Raw genomic sequence first — 18,244 nt, forward strand, 5'->3', positions numbered from 1 at the left:
TCATTAAAAATGAATAAAATATATAGTTTTTGCGCATTTGTAGTCCTTTTTTTGTTTGCTTCTTGTATACCAAATAAAGATTTGCTATATCTTCAAAATAAAAACAATTCAAGCCAAGAATCGGCTGTAACGCCAGTAGTTTTGAAACCTTACCGAGCACAAGTAAACGATGTTTTAAGTGTTAGAATAAAAGCATTAGACCAGAAACTGGTAGAAATGTTTAATCCAGCTACTTCGGCAGGAACGCAAACAAACTCTTCCGATGGGCTTTATTTTGATGGTTTTTCTGTAAACGATCATGGCGATATTCGTGTGCCAGTTTTAGGCGAAGTAAATGTGCTTGGGCTAACATTAGACGAAATTAGACTAAAAGTCGAGAAACAATTATTGGAAGAATATTTTAACAAAGAAGCGGATATTTTTGTGACGGTAAAACTTGCAGGTATGCGTTATACTGTAAATGGAGAAATTTCTAGCCCAGGAACAAAAGTTCTTTTTCAAGATAAGGTTACTATTCTTGAGGCGATTGCAAATTCAGGAGATATTACAATGGTAGGAAACCGAAAAGATGTTATGGTAGTTAGGCAATATCCTCACGGAACCGAAATGCATACTATAGATCTAACAAGTAGTGAAGCGCTAAAATCGCCATATTATTATGTACAACCCAATGATTTTATATATATTAAGCCACTCAAACAAAAATCTTGGGGAACTGGTGTTAATGGATTGCAGTCGTTTACGGCTATTTTTACTGCATTTACCTTGTTGATGACTACTTTTTTATTGCTAAAAAAATAAATTACACAAATGCTCGATACTAAAGATTTTTCATTTTTTGAAGCACAAAATAATTTCGATTTCAAAGCCTTTTTTACAAAAATATTAGGTCATTGGAACTGGTTTCTTGTGAGTTTAATAATAGCTTTTACAATTGCATATCAAGTAAATGTAAGAAAAGAAAAAATATACGGAATTTCTACAACCATTGCTTACAAGGAAGAAAATAATCCTTTTTTTACGGCAAATACAAGTTTGGTTTTCAATTGGGGAGGAACATCAGATCAGGTGCAAACCCTCACGACAACTATAAAATCTCGTTCTCATAACGAAAGGGTTGTAAAAGAATTAAATTATTACATAGAATATTTACGTCAAGGAAAATATAATATACAAGACGCTTATGGCGAAGTTCCTTTTTATGTAAATATCAATAAAAACCTTCCGCAACTTGCTGGCCAACTAATCAATATAAAATTTATTAGCCCAAACGAATACGAAATATCTATAAATTTTGAAGAACCAAGTGTTTCTTTGATGAATTATACAACAGAGAAGTCAAGTAATACAAATGTTCAGATAGGAGAATTCAAAAAACGTTACAAAATTGGAGAGCAAGTTTCGTTGCCGTTTTTGCATTGGAAGTTAGAACTAACAGACAATCCAGGTTATTACGAAGGTTCTAGTCATATGGTTAGATTTGCCGATTTTAATGGTGTGGTTGAAACCTATAAAAATTTAGAAATCAAAACCGATGCCAAAGGTGGTGCAATCATAGATCTCGATTTACAAGGAACAAATAAAGCCCGAATGGTCGATTATTTGAACGGAACAATTTCCGTTTTAATGAACAGACAATTGGAAGCTAAAAATCAGTTTGCGACCAACACAATTCGATTTATAGACAGCACACTTGTTGCCATGGAAGGTCAGTTAAAAGATACCGAAAACGAGTTGAAAGATTTTAGCAGAGATAAAAATATTTTTGAAGTAGAGTTAGGCGGGGAAAAATTTACCGACCAGATAACAAGTCTAGATGTTGAAAAAGATTTAATAAACAGAAAAATTGCATACTATAACTCACTAAAATCTTATTTAGTAAATAGTGTCGATTATTCTAAGCTTCCAGCTCCGTCTGTTGCCGGAATAGATGATCCGAATATCATTTCAAATGTGTCAAAATTAACATCGCTATCGGCAGAACGTGCAGAAATGTCTTATGCTGTAAAAAACGACAAAAAATTTAAAGATTTCGACATTCAAATGGACGCTTTAAAAAGAGTCTTGCTCGAAAACATTTCGTCTGCAAAAGCTTCAATTCAATATGATTTGGCTGTTGTTAATAAGAAATTAGGATTGGCCGAAAATACTATTAAAAAATTACCAGGACAACAACAAGAATTGGTGAAAATTAATAGAAAATATGATTTAAATAAAAGCGTTTACAACTCATTTCTTGAGAAACGAAGTGAAGCAGATATTGTAAGAGCCGCAAATTTATCAGACATACAAGTTATAGATCCTGCAAAAGATACTGGTGGTGGCTTATTAGGTCCAAAAACAAATGTAAATTATGTTTTGGCTTTATTTTTAGGGTTACTAATCCCTTTAATGATGGTATTTGGAGTTACTATAATTGATAATACAATTAAAAACACAGAAGAAATAACGAAATTAACCAAAATTCCAGTTTTAGGAGTAGTAGGTAAAAAGAATACCAAAAGTAATTTAGCAGTATTCGAAAAACCCAAATCAGGACTTGCCGAGAGTTTTAGAGCCGTAAGATCATCATTACAATTTTTGTACAAAAAACAACAAGCAGGAGCAAAAACATTAATGCTTACTTCTTCTATAAGTGGAGAAGGGAAAACTTTTTGTTCTATAAATATTGCAACAGTTTTTGCATTAAGCGAAAAGAAAACAGTAATCGTTGGGCTCGATTTAAGAAAACCTAAGATTTTTAAAGATTTTCATGTAGAAAATACGATTGGTGCTGTAAATTACTTAATAGGACAAAAAACACTCGAAGAAATTACGCAAAAAACATCAATTCCTTTTTTAGATTTTATTTCATCAGGACCAGTTCCGCCAAATCCAGCAGAGTTAATTATGGGAGAAAGTATGAAAGAAATGCTAGATGAATTGAAGAAAAAATACGATTATATAATTCTAGATACACCACCAGTAGGTTTGGTTTCCGACGCTTTAGAGCTAACACCTTATTGTGACGCTACATTATATATTGTGAGACAAAACGTGACTAAAAAAGACATGCTAACTTTGGTTAATAATAAGCACAAACGAGGTGAGCTAAGTAATATTAGTATTGTTTTTAATGGTTTCGAAAATAAAGCAAAATACGGTTATGAATACGGTTATGGTTACGGTTACGGAACTTATGCAGATGGTTATCACGAAGTAGAGAAACCAGTTAATCCGATTATGGATTTTGTAAAAAAAACATTCAAAAAATAACGATGCAATCATCAAAATTTAAAATACTTATAACAGGTGGAGCTGGGTTTATAGGCTCTAACTCGTGCGAATATTTTTTAGACAAAGGGCATAATGTCGTTTGTCTAGATAATTTTTCGACGGGACATCGTTATAATATTGAGAATTTGTTGCATAATGAAAATTTCACATTAATAGAAGGCGATATCCGCAATTATTCCGATTGTCAGAAAGCATTGGTTGGGGTAGATTATGTATTGCATCAAGCAGCATTGGGTTCAGTCCCAAGATCTATTTCAGATCCAATTACGACTAATGATGTTAATGTTTCCGGGTTTCTGAATATGTTATCAGCATCCAAAGAAGCGAATGTAAAGAGATTTATATATGCGGCAAGTTCATCAACTTACGGAGATTCTGAATCTTTGCCAAAAGTAGAAGATATTATTGGTAAACCACTTTCGCCTTACGCCATTACAAAATATGTAAACGAATTGTATGCCGATATTTTTAGTAAAACATACGGAATTGAAACCATTGGTTTAAGATATTTTAATGTTTTTGGAAGAAAACAAGATCCAAAAGGAGCTTATGCGGCAGTAATTCCGAAATTTGTTCAGCAATTTATGAATTATGAAAGTCCTGTGATAAACGGAGACGGAAATTATTCTCGCGATTTTACCTACATCGATAATGTGATTCAAATGAATGAATTGGCCATGTTTACTCAAAATCCAGAAGCTATAAATACCGTTTTTAATACTGCTTTTGGAGATAGAACAACATTAAACGATTTAATAAAAAAACTACAATTTGAATTAGCACAATTTGATTCGAAAATTGCCGATGTAAAAATAATTTACGGACCAAATCGTGCAGGCGATATTCCGCATTCGTTGGCAAGTATCGATAAAGCGAAGAGGCTGTTAGATTACAACCCAAAATTCTCTATGAAAGACGGACTTAAAGAATCTGTAAAATGGTATTGGGGGAATTTAAAATAAAATAATAGTTAGATTAAGTAGCATGAAAATAGCGGTAATAGGATTAGGATATGTTGGTTTGCCATTAGCAAGATTATTTGCTACAAAATATGATGTGATAGGTTTTGATATCAATATTAAAAGAGTTTCTGAACTTAATTCTGGTTTAGATAATACTTTAGAAATTAGTGAAGACTTATTGAAATCTGTTTTAAAAACTGGAAACACCAACAAAAATGGTCTGCTTTGTTCTACTAATATTGAAGATATAAAAGATTGTAATTATTATATTGTTACCGTTCCTACACCAGTCGATAAAAACAACAAACCAGACTTAACACCATTGTATAAATCGAGTGAAACTGTTGGTAAAGTATTAAAAAAAGGAGATATTGTTGTCTACGAATCTACTGTTTACCCTGGTGTTACCGAAGAAGAATGTGTACCTGTTTTAGAAAAAGTAAGTGGATTAAAATTTAATATCGATTTCTTTGCAGGATATTCTCCAGAACGCATCAATCCAGGTGATAAAGAACATACAGTCGAAAAAATCCTAAAAGTAACCTCAGGTTCAACACCAGAAATTGGAATAAAAGTAAACGAATTATATAAATCGGTAATTACGGCAGGAACACATTTGGCTCCAACCATTAGAGTTGCTGAAGCGGCTAAAGTGATTGAAAATTCACAACGCGATATCAACATTGCTTTTGTAAACGAATTGGCAAAAATATTTAATGTTTTAGGAATAGATACCCAAGATGTTTTAGAAGCGGCTGGTACTAAATGGAATTTTTTACCATTCAAACCAGGATTAGTCGGAGGGCATTGCATAGGTGTCGATCCGTATTATTTGGCTCAAAAAGCACAAGAAATGGGTTACCATCCAGAAATTATTTTAGCGGGAAGACGACTTAATGATAGTATGGGAGAATACGTGGCTTCGCAAGTGGTAAAGCTTATGAGTAAAAAGGAAATTACTATCAATAATGCCGAATTGTTAATGTTAGGAATTGCTTTCAAAGAAAATTGCCCTGATGTCAGAAATACAAAAATTGTAGATGTCATTTCCTCATTAAAAGAATACGGAATAAACGTTACCATATATGATCCTTGGGTAAATCCAGCGGAAGTTTCTCATGAGTATAGTTTGAAAACAACAAGAGAATTACCATCAACTAAATTTGATGCTATAATTTTAGGTGTTGCACACAACGAGTTCTTGTCTTTAGATTTTAAATCTTTACAAAAAGAAAATTCAATATTATATGATGTTAAAGGGATTTTAGGCAATCATGTCGATGGAAAACTTTAATTTTGTAAAATTTTTATAATAATTTCATTACATGAAAATAAATTCTATTTGTTGTATCGGAGCAGGTTATGTAGGAGGTCCTACTATGGCTGTGATTGCACAAAAATGTCCCCATATAAAAGTTACAGTTGTCGATTTAAATGAGTCGAGAATTGCCGATTGGAATGATGCTAATTTAGAAAATTTACCAGTTTACGAACCAGGATTAGATGCCGTGGTTGCCGAAGCTCGTGGTAGAAACTTATTTTTTTCGACAGATGTTGACAAAGCTATAGATGAAGCCCAAATGATATTTATTTCGGTAAATACGCCCACTAAAAATTACGGAGCAGGAAAAGGAATGGCTGCCGATTTGAAATATATCGAATTGTGTGCCCGTCAAATTGCCCGTGTTTCTAAACAAGATAAAATCGTTGTCGAAAAATCGACTTTGCCAGTTCGTACTGCTGAAGCTATCAAAAACATATTAGATCATACAGGAAATGGGGTTCAATTTCAAATATTATCCAACCCAGAATTTCTAGCAGAAGGAACTGCGGTACAAGATTTGCACAATCCTGACCGAGTACTTATTGGAGGTGAAGATAAAGATGCAATCAAATCTTTAGTCGATATTTATGCAAATTGGGTTCCTGCGGAAAAAATATTAACTACAAATGTTTGGTCATCAGAATTGTCTAAACTAACAGCCAATGCTTTTTTAGCACAAAGAGTTTCCTCGATAAATGCTATTTCTGAATTGTGCGAAAAAACAGGTGCCGATGTTTCAGAAGTATCAAAAGCCATTGGTATGGATGTCCGAATTGGGTCTAAATTTCTGAAAGCCTCAGTGGGTTTTGGCGGTTCTTGTTTTCAAAAAGATATTTTAAATCTAGTTTATATTGCAAAATCGTATGGTTTACATGAAGTTGCCGATTACTGGGAGCAAGTAGTAATTATGAATGACCATCAGAAAAATCGTTTTTCTAGAAATATTGTGCAAACTTTATATAATACCATTTCGGGAAAAAAAATAACGCTTTTGGGTTGGGCTTTCAAGAAAGATACCAATGATACAAGGGAATCTGCGGCTATAAATATTGCTCAGAATCTCATTGCAGAACAAGCAAAAATTGCTGTTTATGACCCTAAAGTTTCTGAAAAGCAAATAAAAGAGGATTTAATCAGTTTAGACGAAAATCAACTTAAATTAATACAGGTAAATCAAGATCCATACGAAGCTTGTCATAATTCCCATGCCATTGCAGTCTTGACCGAATGGGACGAATTTAATACTTATGATTGGCAAAAAATATACAATAATATGCTAAAACCTGCATTTATTTTCGATGGAAGAAATCTTTTAGACAAAAAACAAATGACAAAAATAGGATTTACTTATATTGCAGTAGGAAGTTCAAATTTATAAAAAAATGAAAAACATATTAATTACAGGAGGAGCAGGATTTATAGGTTCGCACGTTGTTAGAAGATTTGTGCAAAATTATCCAAATTATCATATTTATAATTTAGATGCTTTGACATATGCAGGGAATTTAGAGAATATAAAAGATATCGAAAACGAATCAAATTATACTTTCGTAAAAGGAGATATTGTCGACGAAAGTTTTATAAATGAATTGTTTGCCAAATATAATTTTGAAGGTGTTTTGCATCTTGCTGCCGAATCTCACGTAGACCGTTCTATCGAAGATCCGTTGTCGTTTGTAAAAACAAATGTGATAGGTACGATGAATTTGTTAAATGCAGCTCGAAAACTTTGGAAAGATAATATGGAAGGCAAACGCTTTTATCATATTTCAACCGATGAGGTTTATGGTTCACTTGGAGCAGAAGGTTTGTTTACCGAAACAACTTCTTATGACCCGAATTCACCGTATTCAGCATCAAAAGCGAGTTCGGATCACTTTGTGAGAGCTTACGGTGAAACGTATGGTTTGCCTTATGTTTTAACCAATTGTTCTAATAATTATGGACCTTTTCATTTTCCTGAAAAGTTAATCCCATTGTTCATTAATAATATCATCAATAACAAACCATTGCCTGTATATGGCGACGGAAATTACACTCGTGATTGGTTGTTCGTTAAAGATCATGCCATTGCGATTGACTTGGTTTTTCACGAAGGAAAAAATCACGAAACCTATAATATTGGCGGTTTCAACGAATGGAAAAATATCGATTTAGTGAAGTTACTTTGCAAAGTAATGGACGAAAAATTAGGTCGTTCAGAAGGCGAATCATCAAAATTAATCACTTACGTAAAAGACCGTCCGGGTCACGATTTACGTTATGCAATTGATGCTTCCAAAATCAATACCGAATTGGGTTGGAAACCAACCGTAACTTTTGAAGAAGGATTAGAACAAACCATCGATTGGTATTTAAGTAATACCGATTGGTTAAACAATGTGACTTCGGGAGAGTACGCCAACTACTATAAGAAACAATATAATTAGACTAGCTTAGACTTCTTAGGTTTTTAGACCATTTAAGCATGGAACCCAAAAATCTAAGAAGTCTAAAAATCTAAGAAATCTAAAAAACTAAAAATGAAAGGAATAATATTAGCAGGAGGTTCTGGAACAAGATTGCACCCTTTGACGCAAGTGGTATCAAAACAATTGTTACCTATTTACGATAAACCAATGATTTACTATCCGCTATCGGTATTAATGTTAGCAGGAATAAAAGAAATTTTAATTATTTCGACACCACAAGATTTGCCTAATTTCAAACGTTTGTTTGGAGATGGAAGCCAGATCGGATTGACGCTTTCTTATGTAGAGCAACCTTCACCAGACGGATTAGCACAAGCATTTATATTAGGAGAAGATTTTATTGGAAATGACGATGTTTGTTTGGTTCTTGGCGATAATATTTTTTACGGAGCAGGATTGCAAACCTTACTAAATAATGCTGTAAATATTGTAACTGAGAAGAAAGAAGCTACTGTCTTTGGTTATTATGTAGATGATCCAGAGCGTTATGGTGTAGCCGAGTTTTCTGAAGACGGAAAAGTTTTGAGTATCGAAGAAAAACCAGAAAATCCGAAATCTAATTTTGCGGTTATTGGTTTGTATTTTTATCCAAATTCGGTAGTAAATATTGCTAAAAATGTAAAACCATCACATCGCGGTGAGTTAGAAATTACAACCGTAAATCAAGAGTATCTTGAAGATAAAAAACTAAATTTACAATTGATGGGTCGTGGATTCGCTTGGCTAGATACAGGAACGCATGAGTCACTAACCGAAGCCACCGAATTTGTCAAAGCAGTAGAAAAACGTACAGGGCTTAAAATAGCCTGTATCGAAGAAGTCGCTTATAGAAAAGGGTTTATAAACAAAGAACAATTTGCAGAAACAGCGACCAATTTAGGAAAAAGTAGCTATGCAGATTATTTGAGAAAAATAGCTAAATAATAAAAAGAAGAACAAAACATGTTTAAAGATAAAATCCTTTTAATCACTGGCGGAACAGGTTCATTTGGAAATGCAGTTTTACAACGATTTCTTCATACAGATCATTTTAAAGAAATTAGAATTTTTTCTCGAGATGAGAAGAAACAAGATGATATGCGCAATCAATTGAAAAACGATAAGTTAAAGTTTTATATTGGAGACGTTAGAGATTATAAAAGTATTGAAACTGCAATGCGTGGTGTAGATTATGTATTTCACGCTGCAGCCTTAAAGCAAGTGCCTTCTTGTGAGTTTTTCCCTATTGAAGCTACAAAAACTAATGTTTTTGGTACGCAAAATGTTATTGATGCAGCAATTGCTAGTAAAGTAAAAAAAGTAATTTGTTTAAGTACCGATAAAGCAGCTTACCCTATTAATGCTATGGGAATATCTAAAGCATTAATGGAAAAAGTAGCTATTGCAGCTTCTAGAAATGTTACCGAAACCACCGTTTGTCTGACACGTTACGGAAATGTAATGGCTTCCAGAGGTTCTGTTATTCCATTGTTTCTTAATCAAATTAAAAACAATGAAATTATTACTATTACTGACCCTAAAATGACTCGTTTTTTAATGTCATTAGAAGAGGCAGTAGAATTAGTGCTATTCGCTTTCCAACATGGGAATTCAGGGGATTTATTCGTTAATAAAGCGCCTGCAGGAACTATAGGAGATTTGGCTCAAGCATTAAAGGATATTTGTAAATCAGATTGTGAAATAAAAATTATAGGAACTAGGCACGGTGAAAAACTCTATGAAACTCTATGTACTAGAGAAGAAATGGTGAAAGCGGAAGATATGGGCGATTTTTATCGCATTCCTGCAGATAACAGGGATTTAAATTATGCGCAATATTACTCTGAAGGAGAACAAGACTTGTCTGAAGTAGATGATTATAATTCGCATAATACATCACAGCAAGATGTTGAAGGAATGAAACGATTATTAATCAGCTTACCACTTATTAGAAAAGAAGTTTTTGGTGAAGATGTGATGCAATATCCAGGATAAAAGTAATATGATTCCTAAAATAATAAAAGGCAATTTACATACAGATCAAAGAGGCAATTTGTTTTATAACAATAATTTTGATTTGTCGGCAATTAGGAGAATTTACATTATTGAAAATAAAAGTGTAGATTTTATAAGAGCTTGGCAAGGACATAAAATAGAACAACGCTGGTTTACTGCCACTAATGGTGCTTTTAAAATCAAATTAATTAAAATCGATAATTGGGAATCAGTTTCAACAGATTTAGAAGTAACAGAATTCAATTTAAAGGCTGAAAAATTAGATGTACTTCATGTTCCTTCTGGTTATGTTAGTAGCATTCAATCTTTAGAAAAAGAGTCAAAATTGCTCGTTATGTCAGATTATTTATTGGGAGAAATTCACGATGAATATCGTTTCGAAGCGGATTATTTTAAAAGTTAAAAAAGAAATATGTTAAGAGTAGGAATAACTGGACAACAAGGTTTTGTAGGAACTCATTTGTTTAATACATTAGGTCTGAATCAAAAAGAATTTGAACGAGTAATTTTTCATAAAAATTTCTTTAATAACAATGTGCTTTTAGATCAATTTGTATCTCAATGTGATGTTATTGTTCATTTAGCAGCGATGAATAGACATGCTGATCCGCAAGTGATTTATGATACTAATATTAATTTAGTTCATCAGCTTATTCATTCATTAGAAAGAACTAAAAGTAAAGTACATGTTATTATGTCTTCTTCTTCACAAGAAGAAAAAGACAATTTGTACGGAAAATCAAAAAAAGAAGGGCGAGAATTACTTTCAAACTGGGCGCTTAATTCAGGAGCTGTTTTTACAGGATTAGTAATTCCTAATGTTTTTGGACCATTCGGGTTGCCGTTTTATAATTCAGTTGTAGCTACTTTTTCGCATCAATTAACTAATAATGAAGTTCCTAAAATTCAAGTAGATGGTGATTTAAAACTAATTTATGTAGATGAGCTAGTTTCAGCCATCATTACTAAGATAAGAGAAAAAAAACAAGAGCCACTCGTATTATTAAATCATACTGCCGAAGCTAAAGTTTCTGAAATTTTATCTTTGTTGGAAAACTATAAATCAAAATATCAGGATAGTGGAGAAATTCCAGTTATAAATAATACTTTCGAATTAAATTTATTCAATACATTCAGATGTTATATGAATATAGAAAAACATTTTCCAGTAAAATACACACAACATACAGATGACAGGGGAAGTTTTGTTGAAATTATTAGATTAGGCATAGGAGGTCAAGTCTCTTTCTCGACCACTTTTCCAGAAATTACAAGAGGTAATCATTTTCATACTAGAAAAATAGAAAGGTTTTCAGTCATAAAAGGTAAAGCCTTGATACAATTACGAAAAATAGGAACCCAAGAAGTTTTAGACTTCTATCTAGACGGTGATAGTCCAGCCTATGTTGATATGCCAATTTGGTATACCCATAATATAAAAAATGTAGGTGATGAGGTTTTATACACCAACTTTTGGATTAATGAAACTTACAATCCTAACGATCCAGATACTTATTTCGAAAATGTTTAATTGATTTTATGATGATGAAAAAGTTAAAAGTAATGACAGTAGTTGGGACACGTCCCGAAATTATAAGACTCTCAAGAGTTATGGCTGCTTTAGATGCTTCGGAAGCAATTGAACATATTATTGTGCATACGGGTCAAAATTATGATTATGAACTTAATCAAATATTTTTCGATGACTTACAAATTAGAAAACCTGACTTTTTTTTAAACGCTGCTGGTGATAGCGCCATGGAAACAATTGGACAAATTTTAATAAAAATTGATCCATTATTAATTTCTGAAAATCCAGATGCTTTTTTAGTTTTAGGAGATACTAATAGCTGTTTATGCGCTATTCCAGCTAAAAAAAGACAAATACCAGTATTTCATATGGAAGCTGGAAATCGTTGTTTTGATCAAAGAGTTCCAGAAGAAACCAATAGGAAAATTGTAGATCATACAGCTGATATCAATTTAACATACAGTGATATAGCAAGAGAGTATTTATTGAGAGAAGGCCTGCCTGCCGATAGAATAATAAAAACAGGCTCGCCTATGTTTGAGGTTTTAACACACTATTTACCATCAATAAAATCATCAACTATACTTCAAGATTTAGGGCTACAAAAAGAAAAATATTTTGTGGTTTCGGCACACCGAGAAGAAAATATTAGTTCAGATAGGAATTTTTTCAATTTAATGAAAAGCTTAAATTCCATTGCTGAGAAATTCAATTATCCAATTATTGTAAGTACACATCCTCGCACAAGAAATAGAATTGAAAAGGAAAAAATTGAAATGAATTCGCATATTCAATTTCTTAAGCCAATGGGGTTTAATGATTATAATGCATTGCAAATGAATTCTTTTGCTGTGTTGTCTGATAGTGGAACCATTTCAGAAGAGTCTTCTATTTTAAATTTTAGAGCTTTAAATATTAGAGAAGCACATGAAAGACCTGAAGCTATGGAAGAAGCATCAGTAATGATGGTTGGTCTTTCTGTGGATAGAATTATGCAGGGACTTACACAACTTCAATATCAAAAAATAGGAAGCGAACGAAATCTTCGTTATGTAGCCGATTATTCTATGCCAAATGTTTCAGAGAAAATGGTTCGCATACTTTTAAGTTATACAGACTATATTAAACAGAATGTCTGGAAACAATATATTTAGTAGTACATGAAAGTTTTAATGATTAATTCTGTTTCTGGATATGGAAGCACTGGAACAATTTGTGAAGACATTGCGTTTGTGCTTGAAAGGGAGGGGCATGAATGTTTCATAGCTTATGGTCAAGCGACTACTAATTACAAAAAAGGCTTTAAAATTGGAACTAAGCTTGAAAATCACTTGCATAATTTAGGGTCAAGAATTTTTGGGAAGCAAGGTTATTTTACTACAAATGGAACCAAAAAACTCTTAAATTATATAGATTCAATTCGTCCAGATGTTATTCACTTGCATAATTTACATGGTAATTATTTAAACTTACCACTTTTATTTGCCTATCTAATAAAATACAACAAGCCTGTTGTGTGGACATTTCATGATTGTTGGGCTTTTACGGGTAAATGTGCCCATTATACTGATGTTGCTTGTTACAAGTGGCAATCTTTTTGTGACCATTGTCCGCAAACTGAAAAATACCCACCAAGTTTATTTTTAGACAGGTCAAAATCAATGTTTTTCGATAAAAAACAGTGGTTTACAAGTATTGAAAATCTGAGCGTCATTACGGTTTCAGAATGGTTAGAAGGGCAGGTGAGACATTCATTTTTTAAAGAACGGACTATCAAAACCATTTACAATTGGGTAGATACCGAAATTTTTAAATCTACTGATTCAAAAGATGTCATAAAAGGATATGGTTTAAATACAAATAAATTTACAGTACTTTTAGTGAGTGCCCATTGGAACGAGAATGATGTAAAATGGAAAGATTTATTAGCATTGTCGAAACTTGTTTCAAACGATGTACAATTAATTGTTGCTGGTTATGTTGAAAACAAGTCAAAATTACCTGAAAATGTTTTTCATATTAATTATATAAATAGTAAAATTAAGCTAGCGCAATTGTATAGTTTTTCAGATGTTTATGTACATTTGTCCACTGAAGATACTTTCGGAAAAGTAATTGCAGAAGCGTTGAGTTGTGGTACTCCAGCTATTGTGTATGATTCTACTGCTTGCCCAGAAATAATAGGAGAAGGCTGTGGTTATGTCGTTGAAAAACGTAATGTAAATCAAATAGCAAGTGCGATAAACACAATTAAGAAAAATTCAAAAACATTTTATTCAGCAAATTGCCGAAATTTTGTAGTTGAAAATTTTAATATATATTCAAATATCAATACAACTATTGATGTTTATAAAAGTTTGATTTAACGTTATGATTGTTAATTTAAGTGTGATTTTTTTAATCCTATTTTTTGGATTTGTTTTTTATAATATTCCTACTTTAGGTCTTGTAAATAGCTCTTCCAATAGAAAGAGATATATAAGGATTATATGTTTTATTTTAATATTACAATCAGGGTTAAGAAACGTTGCTGTTGGAGAAGATACTTATACTTATTATTTAGCATTTAATGATATTAGTAGAACATCATGGGAAAATGTTAGGACTATTTTTTTTGATTATTTTAGATATGGAATAGGTAAAGATCCAGGGTTTATAGTTTTTCAAAAATTCTTTCAAATTTTTTCAAATGATTTTCAAGTTTTTTTATTTTTTGTGGCCTTTCTGTTTTTTACTGCTTTTGGAAGGTTTTTGTATAAAAATACATCAAAAATAAGTGATTTAATTATTGCTTTTTTTATGTATAGTATTATGTTTTATACATTTTATTCTTATACAGGAATAAGGCAAACAATAGCAACAGCAATACTTTTGTTAGGGTATGAATTCTTAAAAAAGAAAAGGATGATACTCTATTTTTTGGTTATTTTGTTAGCTTCATTTTTTCATAAATCTGCATTGATTTTTATTTTATTTTATTTTTTATCTTATATAAAGAATGCAAAAATTCTTACATGGAGTGTCTTGTTGTTATTCCCAATATTGCTATTTTTTAGCGATACTTTATCTACTTATTTTATTGCAGCGACAAATTCTTATAGTGAGTATGAGGCTACTGAAAAATATAGGCCAATTACTTTTATTGTACTTATGCTGGTTTTAACTTTTGTTGGAGCCTTAAATTACGACAGAATAATTAAAATAAACCCTGATGCGAGGCTTTATTTTATAGCCTTTTCAATAGCAATATTCTTTATGGCATTTGTGCTTCAAATTCATGGTTATATGAGAGTAGTACAATATTTTTCTTTTTTTATGGTTTTATTTATTCCAGAAATTTTAAAATCATTTGAAAGATTTTCTAAAAAAATAAAAAATGAAGTAACTATTCTAACTATGATAGTTCTAATTTCATTATTTTTGAAAGCTAATTTTACGCAGGAAGTTCGGTACGGATTTTTTTGGGAAGAAATGCGTTTGCCTAATCATTATTTTGTTCCAGATTAATGCAAAAAAACATTAAATATATTGGTTTTTACAATCTGTCAGAACTGCAATACGATCGTATTGGAGCTCAGGCGGCTATAAATAAAATGAATTATATTGCCCAAGCAATGATTGAATTAGGGTGTAGTGTTAAAATCATTTCTCCTTCTTGGATTGCAGACTCTTCTAATAACGCGCCGTTTATTGCTTCAAAAACAATTTCAAAAGCAGAAAAAAAAACAATTGTATTTGCGCCAAGTATAGGTACTTCTAATAAATTTTCAAGGACTATAAAAATATTAATTACTTTAATTTGGCTGTTTTTTTATTTAATATCAAATACAAAAAAAGGAGAAAAAGTTATCATGTATCATTCTCCATGGTTAGTTTTTCCAGTGCTATTTGCCAAAAAAATAAAAGGATTTCATCTAGTTCTCGAAGTTGAGGAAATATATAGTGATGTTGGTTCATTGCATCCTTATTTTGATCGTTTAGAACAAAAAATATTTAAAAAAGCAGACTCTTTCTTATTTTCTACGGAATTGTTAGCCGAAAAATTAGCGAATGAAAGACCCTATGTTATTATTTACGGAAATTATTCTGTTTTTGAAGATGATGAATTAATAATAAGAACAGATAAAAAAATTCATTTGTTATATGCGGGAATTATTGATTTTGAAAAGGCAGGTGCATTTAATGCTATTGAAATAGCGCCCTATTTAAATGATAATTATCAAATTAATATTATTGGCTTTGGCGAAACGCAAAAACTTATAGAAAGAATAAAAATGATAAATGAGTTTTCTGATTGTAAAATTGTTTTTGATGGTCTTAAGACAAATAAAGAATACATTGATTACTGTAAGAAATGTGATATTGGATTAAGTACTCAAAAAATGAGCGGAGCCTATTTAGATACTTCTTTTCCTAGCAAAATTTTGTCTTATCTTGGAATGGGATTACCAGTTGTTTCATGTTACGTACCCTGTGTGGTTAAATCTGAAATTGCCGATTTAGTGACTTATTATAATGAGGATACGCCTGAGTCTATTGCCAACGCAGTACTTCATGTTTCTGAAATAAATAGAGAAGCTCTAATTATTAGAATCAAAGAATTAGACTTTGATTTTAAGAAAAACTTAGAAGCTATATTATAAATTATTATTGTCTTTGATTAATTAATATTATGAGTGAACCTTCCTTTAAAATAGATATACCAGTTTTAATACTTTTCTTTGCTAGACCAGAACCTTTGGCAAAAGTATTCGAACAGGTTAAAATTGCACGTCCTTCTAAACTTTATCTTTATCAAGATGGGCCAAGAGAAGGCCGTCAAGATGATGTTGAGAATATTAAAAAATGCAGGGAGATAGTTTCTCATATAGATTGGGATTGTCAAGTTTTTAAAATTTACCAAGATAAAAACTTTGGCTGTGATCCATCTGAATATATGGCTCAAAAATGGCTGTTTGAAAATGAAGTACATGGGATTGTTTTAGAAGATGATGATATACCTTCTCAAAGTTTTTTTCCTTATTGCAAAGAATTATTAGAGCGTTACGCTACTGATGAAAGAATAAATATGATTTGTGGGATGAATCAAATGGAAGTTTATGACAAAACACCCCATAGTTATACTTTTTCAAAATCAGGTTCAATAACTGGTTGGGCTTCTTGGAGACGCGTTTTTAATAAGTGGGAAGAAGAATATGATTTCTTAAATGATAATTATGCCAAACACTGTATCCAGTCTGTTTTAGGAAAAAAAGCGTACTCTAATTTTTATAAAAACTGTCAAAATCATAAAGCAACAGGTAGAGCTCATTATGAGTCTATTTTTGGATCGGCAGCAATATTAAACTCGAGATTAAACATTGTTCCTAAATACAATTTGATTTCTAATATTGGAATCGACTCAAATGCAACTCACGGAGCAACTTCTATGAAAATTTTGCCTAAAGGGATTAAGAAAATTTTCTATATGAAACCGCATGAATTAATATTTCCATTAAAACATCCTAAGTATGTTATTGAGGATGTAGAGTATAAAAAACGAATAGACAGAATTATGGGTAACGGGTACCCTTTGGTTAATTTATACCGTCTTTTCGAATCTATTTCATATCGTGTTTTAGATGGCGATTTCAAGAGTATTATTAAAGGTTTAAAGAGAAGACTCTCTATCAAATAATATATGAGTTATTCAGTTGAACGTACTAATAACATGTTGAATGTGGCTAAATTTTTGGCTATCATATCAGTTATTGTTGCCCATTCTAGAAGTACAAATTATAACTATTTAAGTACAATTACCGAAAGATTAGGTACGCTAGGAGTCTTAACTTTTTTAATTATAGGGGGTTACTATTTTAATATTGATAAATATGGATTTGTTCCTTTTTTTAAAAACAAACTAAAAACCATAGTCATTCCATGGGTATTTACAGGAACAGTAATTTATCTAGTTGGATTGCATTTTGATTTAATCGATTGGTTATTATGGATTATAGGTTACAAAACATATTTGTATTACCTGACAGTTATCATGAGCTGTTTTTTAGTTTTAAGTGTTTTTAATAAAAAAAACCACCTCTACTTTTTTGTTTTTTTAACGACGTTGTCAATTTTTCTAACAAGTTATGGTTATATAGATTTATTAGTTTTTAAATTAAGCAAAGGAACTATTGTTTTTTATAATTATCTAAACATTTTCAATTGGTTAGGTGTTTTTTCTATAGGTGTTTTGTTGAAAAAAAATATGGCAGCTTTTTTATTTTTTTTAAATAAAAAAATGATTTACATAATTGGATTGTATTTAATTTGTTTGATTGTTAGCGTTTATATTGAACCAGAATCGGGGGGGTATTTTTCTAAAATGACATTACCTATGGAATTTATAGGGGTCGTGTGTCTGTTTTCTCTGTGTACACTACCCGTTTTTAATCATTTCATTTTTGCTAGAATTGCCGAATTGTCTTTTGGAATCTATTTGACACATTTTTTAATGTTTCCCATTAGAAAATACTTACCCACCTATTTTTTTATGGAATTTATCAATCCATTTATAATTTTATCACTTAATGTTGTCTTTTTGCTATTAGGCTTGAGAATTTCTAAATTAATAAACTTAGATGGTTTATATTGTACTTTATTAGGAATTAGGAATGTAAACAAAAAATCAAAAGCTTATTAAACTTTA

16 protein-coding genes are annotated in these 18,244 nt (G+C 31.4%); all 16 read left to right on the forward strand.

Annotated elements, in window-relative coordinates; genetic code table 11:
- Nucleotides 1-9: 9 nt before the first annotated feature.
- The 16 genes from BM053_RS09565 (at nt 10) to BM053_RS09640 (ending at nt 18,238) form a co-directional block, all read left to right on the forward strand.
- Nucleotides 10-801: a polysaccharide biosynthesis/export family protein gene (locus BM053_RS09565; RefSeq protein WP_091476855.1), complete on the forward strand. Its 792-nt coding sequence runs from the start codon at nt 10-12 to the stop codon at nt 799-801.
- 9 nt (nt 802-810) lie between these two features.
- Complete coding sequence (locus BM053_RS09570) at nt 811-3,255, forward strand: polysaccharide biosynthesis tyrosine autokinase (RefSeq protein WP_091476856.1); 2,445 nt, start codon at nt 811-813, stop codon at nt 3,253-3,255.
- A 2-nt stretch (nt 3,256-3,257) separates the two neighbouring features.
- A complete protein-coding gene (locus BM053_RS09575; RefSeq protein WP_091476858.1) occupies nt 3,258-4,238 on the forward strand; it encodes an SDR family oxidoreductase in 981 nt (326 codons plus the stop codon).
- Between the two features lie 22 nt (nt 4,239-4,260).
- Entirely contained in the window at nt 4,261-5,532 is a 1,272-nt protein-coding gene (locus BM053_RS09580) for a nucleotide sugar dehydrogenase (protein ID WP_091476859.1), read from the forward strand.
- Between the two features lie 31 nt (nt 5,533-5,563).
- A complete protein-coding gene (locus BM053_RS09585; RefSeq protein ID WP_091476861.1) occupies nt 5,564-6,940 on the forward strand; it encodes a UDP-glucose 6-dehydrogenase in 1,377 nt (458 codons plus the stop codon).
- Nucleotides 6,941-6,944: 4 nt separating this feature from the next.
- Entirely contained in the window at nt 6,945-7,991 is a 1,047-nt protein-coding gene (gene rfbB / locus BM053_RS09590; protein ID WP_091476862.1) for a dTDP-glucose 4,6-dehydratase, read from the forward strand.
- A gap of 93 nt (nt 7,992-8,084) precedes the next feature.
- The gene (gene rfbA / locus BM053_RS09595; protein ID WP_091476863.1) at nt 8,085-8,957 is read left to right on the forward strand and encodes a glucose-1-phosphate thymidylyltransferase RfbA; all 873 of its coding nucleotides are present in this window, start codon (nt 8,085-8,087) and stop codon (nt 8,955-8,957) included.
- Between the two features lie 18 nt (nt 8,958-8,975).
- Nucleotides 8,976-10,007: a polysaccharide biosynthesis protein gene (locus tag BM053_RS09600; RefSeq protein ID WP_091476864.1), complete on the forward strand. Its 1,032-nt coding sequence runs from the start codon at nt 8,976-8,978 to the stop codon at nt 10,005-10,007.
- A 7-nt stretch (nt 10,008-10,014) separates the two neighbouring features.
- Entirely contained in the window at nt 10,015-10,431 is a 417-nt protein-coding gene (locus BM053_RS09605; protein ID WP_091476865.1) for a cupin domain-containing protein, read from the forward strand.
- 9 nt (nt 10,432-10,440) lie between these two features.
- Complete coding sequence (locus tag BM053_RS09610; RefSeq protein WP_091476866.1) at nt 10,441-11,559, forward strand: polysaccharide biosynthesis C-terminal domain-containing protein; 1,119 nt, start codon at nt 10,441-10,443, stop codon at nt 11,557-11,559.
- Nucleotides 11,560-11,573: 14 nt separating this feature from the next.
- Entirely contained in the window at nt 11,574-12,713 is a 1,140-nt protein-coding gene (wecB, locus tag BM053_RS09615; RefSeq protein ID WP_091476867.1) for a non-hydrolyzing UDP-N-acetylglucosamine 2-epimerase, read from the forward strand.
- A 6-nt stretch (nt 12,714-12,719) separates the two neighbouring features.
- Nucleotides 12,720-13,925 (forward strand): glycosyltransferase, encoded by a 1,206-nt coding sequence (locus BM053_RS09620; protein WP_091476868.1) that lies wholly within the window; start codon nt 12,720-12,722, stop codon nt 13,923-13,925.
- Between the two features lie 4 nt (nt 13,926-13,929).
- A complete protein-coding gene (locus BM053_RS09625) occupies nt 13,930-15,066 on the forward strand; it encodes an EpsG family protein (RefSeq protein ID WP_091476870.1) in 1,137 nt (378 codons plus the stop codon).
- Nucleotides 15,066-16,202 (forward strand): glycosyltransferase family protein, encoded by a 1,137-nt coding sequence (locus tag BM053_RS09630; protein WP_091476872.1) that lies wholly within the window; start codon nt 15,066-15,068, stop codon nt 16,200-16,202. Before BM053_RS09625 ends, BM053_RS09630 begins: the two co-directional genes overlap by 1 nt.
- A 29-nt stretch (nt 16,203-16,231) precedes the next feature.
- Nucleotides 16,232-17,236, forward strand: coding sequence for a hypothetical protein (locus BM053_RS09635; RefSeq protein WP_208600949.1), 1,005 nt, complete (start codon nt 16,232-16,234; stop codon nt 17,234-17,236).
- Between the two features lie 3 nt (nt 17,237-17,239).
- Nucleotides 17,240-18,238: an acyltransferase family protein gene (locus BM053_RS09640; RefSeq protein ID WP_091476875.1), complete on the forward strand. Its 999-nt coding sequence runs from the start codon at nt 17,240-17,242 to the stop codon at nt 18,236-18,238.
- Nucleotides 18,239-18,244: the final 6 nt, after the last annotated feature.

This window comes from Flavobacterium swingsii (assembly GCF_900111965.1).
GTDB classification, from domain to species: Bacteria; Bacteroidota; Bacteroidia; order Flavobacteriales; family Flavobacteriaceae; genus Flavobacterium; species Flavobacterium swingsii.